This window comes from Vulcanococcus sp., from assembly GCF_044369115.1.
Taxonomy (GTDB): Bacteria; Cyanobacteriota; Cyanobacteriia; order PCC-6307; family Cyanobiaceae; genus Vulcanococcus.
This window is the reverse complement of the sequence record NZ_JBIPMN010000159.1, coordinates 1-6,090: the sequence shown is the minus strand read 5'-3', so window position 1 is coordinate 6,090 and position 6,090 is coordinate 1. Positions and strand designations below refer to the sequence as shown.

The following is a 6,090-nucleotide window of genomic DNA, read 5'->3' as shown; positions in this document are numbered from 1 at the left end:
TTCCTTGACGGCCTCGATCGTGCGGGGGTGGAGGCGGGGAGCAGACACGCTGCGCGCACGGGTGCGACTTCAGGATGGCAGGGCAACCCTGTGGATGCTGTCCAGCGCCATCAGTTTCAGCCTGATGGGCGTGTGTGTGAAGGCAGTGGGCAGCCGAATCCCCGTGGCGGAGGTGGTCCTGGCCAGGTCGGCGGTGAGCCTGCTGCTGAGCATCGCGATGCTGAAGCAGGCGGGGTTGAACCCCTGGGGGAAGCGGCGGGGCCTGCTGGTGCTGCGCGGGGTGATCGGCACGGGCGCCCTGCTGTGCGTATTCGCGGCCCTGGCGCAACTGCCGCTGGCGCCAGCCACGGTGCTGCAGTACCTGCAACCCACATTCACGGCACTGCTGGCTTGGCTACTTCTGCGGGAGCGGGTAGGGCCCCGAGTGCTGCTCGCAGCGTTGCTGGGCTGGCTGGCGGTGGTGGTGCTCAACAATCCGAACGACTTGATGGGCTTGCTCGGCCCCATCACCAGCCGTTGGCTGGAGAGCACTGCCACGCCTCTGCCCCTAGCCGGTGTGCTCCTGGCAATTGCTGGTGCGCTGCTCTCAGCCTGCGCCTATGTGAGCGTGCGAGCGCTGGGGCGAACGGAGCACCCGCTCGTAATCGTGTTCTATTTCCCGCTGGTGGGTCTGGTGCTCACCACGCCACTGGTGCTGCTGCAGCCGGTGTGGCCCACGGCCTGGGAAGCGCTGGCCCTGGTGGGTGTGGGCCTGTTCACCCAACTGGGGCAGCTGGGGGTCACCAACGGCTTGCTGGGCATGCCGGCGGCGCGGGCTACAGCCCTGAGCTACGGCCAGGTGCCGCTAGCAGCCCTGTGGGGTTGGTGGTTTTTCGGGGAAGCGCTCGACCCCGACACCGCCCTGGCGATGGCGCTGGTGCTCGCCGCAACCCTGCTCAGCCTCAGGCGATCGGCAAAGGATCGATGATCCAGTCCTGGGTGGAGCCATCGCTGCTGCCGCTGGGACGTGCCAAGCGCCAGCTCTGGCCGCGCTCGCCCCGCTGCAGGTAGAGATCGAAAGCGCTGTCGACGCGGATCGGATCGCTCGGCAGCCGCCAGTCGAAGCGGCCGGTGAGATGCAAACCCTTGCTGCTGCCGATCGGGATGGCCTGCTGGGATTCCACCCGCACCCGGCTCACCTGGGGCAAGCCGTCAGCCGGGTTGAGCTGCAGGGCCTCAGCAATCGAGCGCTGGGTGAGATCAATTTGCAGGGCGAGAGCCGAGAGCAGCACCTTTTGCGAGGGTTGCGCACCACCGCAGGCGCTCAGCGTGAAACTGAGCACCACAGAGAGCAACAGCGCCACGACCCGGCGCAGCGCTGCCAGCAGGGGGAGTGGGGTTGGCGGAGCGGGCAGCATGGGGTGCATCAACGGTGCTTCCATGATCGGCTGGCTGCAAGGGCAACTCGCCGATCGCTGGCAGCAGGCCAGCCGCTGCGGCTTGATGCTGGTGTGCGGCGGGGTGGGCTACGAGGTGCAGATGCCCCGTCGCCAGTGGGATCGCCTGGGGGAGGAAGGCAGTGCTCTGAGCCTGCACATTCATCAGGTGATCCGCGAGGACGCCTGGACGCTCTACGGATTCGCCAGCCGCGCCGAGCGTGATCTGTTTCGGGAATTGGTGGCGGTGAGCGGTGTCGGGCCGCAAATGGCGCTCGGGCTGTTGGGGCAGCTGAGCTGCGAGGAGCTGGTGCGCGCCATCGTGCAGGCCGACCTGCGGCTGCTCACCCAGGCGCCGGGGGTGGGCAAACGCACCGCCGAACGCCTGGCGGTGGAATTGCGAACCCGCCTGCAGGAGCGCTTTGGCAGCAGTGCCGATCCGGGAGACACGGCCGATCTGAGCCTCACGGCCAACGGCGAAACGCAGGCGCTGCCCAACGCGGTGCGCGATGAGGTGAGCCTCACCCTCACGGCCCTTGGCTACGAAGCGCTGGAGATCAACCGTGCCCTCAGGGCCGTGGCAGCCCTGCAAAGCCCTGAGATCGAAGCCGCCGATGACTGGCTGCGGGAGTGTCTGCGCTGGCTCTCCCGCAGCCAGGCGGCCTGAGGTTGGGTGACCACGAGGCGGTAAGTTGGATGTTTGCACCGTCAGGGCCAGACGCCGCGCATGTCGCTCGACACCACCAAGAAGCAGGAACTGATCAACGCTCATCAGACCCACGGCACCGACACCGGTTCTGTTGAGGTTCAGGTGGCCATGCTGAGCGAGCGCATCAGCAAGCTGAGCGGACACCTGCAGAACAACATCCACGATTTCTCTTCGCGGCAGGGTCTGCTGAAGATGATCGGCCGCCGCAAGCGTCTGCTGAGCTACCTGCGCAGCAACAGCGAGCAGCGCTACATCGCTCTGATCCAGAAGCTCGGCATTCGCGGCTGACGATGGCAGGCAAGGGGAAGAACCGCACCAGCGGCGGCGGTGGTCTCGGACCACAGCCCCCTGCCAGCCTGAACAAGACCAAGGCCAAGGCCCAGCAGACGATCCCCGACTACGTGGCCAATCGCATGGCCCGGCGTGTGGCGATCGCCACCGGCATCCCCAGCATTCTTGGGATGTCCACCTTTGTGGCGAGCTATCTGCTGGTGAGCAAAGGCGTGTTGGATATTCCCCCCGGCGTCACTCTGGTGACATCAGGGGGATTCTTCTTGTTGGGCCTCGTGGGGTTGAGCTACGGGGTGCTCTCCGCCAGCTGGGAGCCGGGTGCCGGCAGCCTGCTGGGAATCGAGCAGATCGGCCTAAACATCAGCCGCCTGCGCAGCTCAATCAAGCGGCCACCAGCGGCGAGCTGAGGCGGGCCCGGAAGGCCTGAGCAGTGAGGCTGCTGAGCGCGGCCTTGCTGTCGCGCACGCAGAACTGATGGCCCAGGCGCACGAAACGGGTTTGGCCGTGGTGGCGCACCATCGCCACCACCGGTACGCGCACACCGGCGTCATCTTTATCGGTGCGGTGCTGATTGAGGCATTCGCGCAGCTTGTGCTGCACGGCGATATCGCTGGCCTCACTGCCCTCCAGCTCCACCAGCAGCACCTTCAGTTCATCGATCACGCGGCAGTCGTCAACAATCAACTGCACCTGCTCATCGCGCCGATCCACCGACGCCCAAATCAGCAGGCGCGCATCCACCATCAGGAAATCAGCCAGGCGGGCATAGGTCTTCGGGAAGACCACCGCCTCACAGCTGCCGCTGAGATCCTCCAGCTGCAGCACAGCCATGCGATCGCCCTTACGGGTGGTGACCGGCCGCAGACCGGCCACCATACCCACCACACTCACCCGGGCCTTATCGGCCTGCTCCTCGAGGCTGCCTAAACCCACCGGTGAAAGCAGCTGCACAGGCCGGGTGAGCTGCTTGAGCGGGTGATCAGAGAGGTAAAAGCCCACCAGCTCTTTCTCCAGCCGCAGCTTTTCGGTGGGGGGATAGTCGGGCACTGGGGCCGCTTTGGGGGACGTGCTCAGATCACCGCCAGCGGCCGAGGCCACCGCGGCATCAGCTCCCCCTCCGCCAAGCAGATCGAACAGGTTGCCCTGGCCACTCGCACGATCACGGGCGCGGGATCCGGCCCAATCCACGATCAGATCGAGATCGGCCATCAGCTGGGCACGATTGGCCTTGGGCTCCAGGGCATCGAGGGCGCCGCAGTGAATCAGCGATTCGAGCGAGCGGCGATTGAGCGTGGTGCCGGGGATTCGGTCGCAGAGATCAGCCAGGGAGCGGAAGGGGCCATCGCTGCTGCGGGCCTCCAGCAGCGCCCGGATGGCGCCATCGCCGAGATTGCGCACGGCTGAAAGGCCAAACAGGATTCGATCACCCACAGGGGTGAAATCAATGCCCGAAGCATTCACATCCGGCGGCATCACCTCGATACCCATGGCATTGCAGTTGGAGATGTAGCGCTGCACCTTGTCGGTGGTGCCGGCATTGACCGTGAGCAGCGCCGCCATGTAGGCCACTGGGTAATGGGCCTTGAGGTAAGCGGTTTGATAGGTCACCGCGCCATAGGCGGTGGAATGGCTCTTGTTGAAGCAGTATTCGGCGAAAAGCACCATCTGCTCAAATAGTGCTTCTGCGATCTTTGGATCAACGCCTCGCTCCGTGGCACCATTCACGAAGATGCTCTGGTGCTTCTCCATCTCGCTTTTCTTCTTCTTGCCCATCGCTCGGCGAAGCAGATCAGCTTCTCCAAGTGAATAGCCAGCCAGATCCTGCGCGATACGCATGATCTGCTCCTGATACACCATGATCCCGTAGGTTTCCTGCAGGATCGGCTCAAGCTTGGCGTGGGCGAAATCGATCGCCTCGCGGCCGTGCTTGCGGTTGATGAACTTGGGAATCAGGCCGGCATCGAGCGGACCCGGGCGATAGAGCGCCAGAATTGACGAAATGTCCTCCAGCGATGATGGTTTGAGATCACGCACGATCTGGCGCATGCCGCTCGATTCGAGCTGAAAGATGCCTTCGAGATCACCGCGGGCCAGCAGGCCGTAGGTGCCGGGATCATCGAGGGGCAGGGCATCGGGATCCACCTTGTGGCCAGTGCTCTGCTCCACCAGATCGATGGTCTTATCGATCATGGTGAGGTTTTTGAGGCCGAGGAAGTCCATCTTCAGGAGTCCCATCGACTCCACGTCTTCCATGAAGTACTGGGTGATCACCTGGCCGTCGTTGTTGCGCTGCAGCGGCACCACCTCATCAAGGGGATCGGCGGCGATCACCACACCGGCGGCGTGCACACCGAAGGTTTTGTTGGTGCCTTCGATCCGCATCGCCATGTCCACCCAGCGCTTCACCGCCGGGTCGGTTTGATATTTCTCGCGGAATTCCGGCGCCGGCGATTCCTCGCCGATCATCTCCTTGAGCTTGGCGGGTTTACCGCGCACCACCGGGATCAACTTGGCCAGGCGGTCGGCATCGCCATAGGGAATGTCGAGCACGCGGGCCACATCCTTGAGCACCGCCTTGGAGGTCATGCGGTTGAAGGTGATGATCTGCGCCACCTTCTCCTCGCCGTAGCGGCGGGTCACGTAGTCGATCACCTCACCACGGCGCTCGATACAGAAGTCGGTGTCGATATCCGGCATCGATTTGCGTTCTGGATTCAAGAACCGCTCGAACAGCAGGCCGTTCGTGACCGGATCGATGTTCGTGATCCCAAGGGCGTAGGCCACCAGGGAGCCAGCGGCCGAGCCACGGCCGGGCCCCACCGGGATGCCGTTCTCACGGGCGAAGCGGATGTAGTCCCACACCACCAGGAAGTAGGTGGGGAATCCCATCTGCTCCATCACCTGCAGCTCGAAGGTGAGCCGCTCGCCGTACTCCGGCGTGAAGGCTTCGCTCTCAGGCAGGTGGAGCCGGGCGCGCAGCCCCTGCTCGCTCACCTCGCGCAGGTAGCTCACCGGCGTATGGCCCTCCGGGATCGGGAACCGCGGCATCTGATAGCGGCCGAGGATGTCGTAGTCCTCCACCTTCTCGGCCACCAGAGCAGTGTTGGCCACGGCCTCTGCCACCACCTCAGGCTCGAGGTGATCGGCGAACAGGCCGAGCATCTCCTCTTCGCCCTTGATGTATTCGGTGCCGGTGTAGCGGAGCCGCTTCTCGTCGGTGACGAGCTTGCCGGTGAGGATGCAGAGCAGGGCGTCGTGGGCTTCGGCGTCGTTGCTGGTGAGGTAATGGGCGTCGTTGGTGGCAACGACGGGAATGCCGAGCTCGCGGGAGATGCGCACCATCTCCACATTCACGATGCGATCTTCCGGTGAGCCGTGGTCCTGGATCTCCAGGTAGAAGTTGTCGCCGAACACGCCCTGATACCAGCGGGCCACATCCCTAGCCACATCGGGGCGACCGCGCAGGATCGCCTGGGAGATCTCTCCGCCAAGACAGGCGGTGGCCACGATCAAGCCCTCGCTGTAGTGCTCAAGGGTGGGCTTATCGATGCAGGCGCGCGAAAAGATGCCACGGCCGCGCATGCCGCGCAGGTGGCTGATGCTGGTGAGCTTCACCAAGTTGCGGTACCCCACCGCGTTCTTGGCCAGCACCACCAGGTGGTAGCGGCGTTCCTT

General features: G+C 64.4%; 6 protein-coding genes. 4 read left to right on the top strand and 2 right to left on the bottom strand.

Features of this window, described 5'->3' with window-relative positions:
• Nucleotides 1-94: 94 nt before the first annotated feature.
• Nucleotides 95-967 carry a DMT family transporter gene (locus tag ACIQ2E_RS11610; RefSeq protein WP_398330571.1) on the top strand — a complete coding sequence of 291 codons (873 nt, stop codon included), beginning with the start codon at nt 95-97 and terminating at the stop codon, nt 965-967.
• On the opposite strand, the gene ACIQ2E_RS11605 is transcribed toward ACIQ2E_RS11610, so the two are convergent.
• Entirely contained in the window at nt 942-1,421 is a 480-nt protein-coding gene (locus tag ACIQ2E_RS11605) for a hypothetical protein (RefSeq protein WP_398330568.1), read from the bottom strand. The genes ACIQ2E_RS11610 and ACIQ2E_RS11605 overlap by 26 nt on opposite strands.
• Here ACIQ2E_RS11605 and ruvA point away from each other — a divergent pair.
• From ruvA to ACIQ2E_RS11590, 3 genes are read left to right on the top strand one after another with little or no spacing between them, the layout of a single operon-like run.
• Nucleotides 1,420-2,082: a Holliday junction branch migration protein RuvA gene (ruvA, locus tag ACIQ2E_RS11600; RefSeq protein WP_398330565.1), complete on the top strand. Its 663-nt coding sequence runs from the start codon at nt 1,420-1,422 to the stop codon at nt 2,080-2,082. The genes ACIQ2E_RS11605 and ruvA overlap by 2 nt on opposite strands.
• A gap of 60 nt (nt 2,083-2,142) precedes the next feature.
• The gene (gene rpsO, locus ACIQ2E_RS11595) at nt 2,143-2,412 is read left to right on the top strand and encodes a 30S ribosomal protein S15 (protein ID WP_010307963.1); all 270 of its coding nucleotides are present in this window, start codon (nt 2,143-2,145) and stop codon (nt 2,410-2,412) included.
• Nucleotides 2,413-2,414: 2 nt separating this feature from the next.
• A complete protein-coding gene (locus ACIQ2E_RS11590) occupies nt 2,415-2,822 on the top strand; it encodes a PAM68 family protein (protein ID WP_398330561.1) in 408 nt (135 codons plus the stop codon).
• On the opposite strand, the gene ACIQ2E_RS11585 is transcribed toward ACIQ2E_RS11590, so the two are convergent.
• On the bottom strand, nt 2,797-6,090 hold a 3,294-nt coding region (locus ACIQ2E_RS11585), incomplete at its 5' end, for a DNA polymerase III subunit alpha (protein WP_398330558.1). The two genes, ACIQ2E_RS11590 and ACIQ2E_RS11585, sit on opposite strands and share 26 nt — an antisense overlap.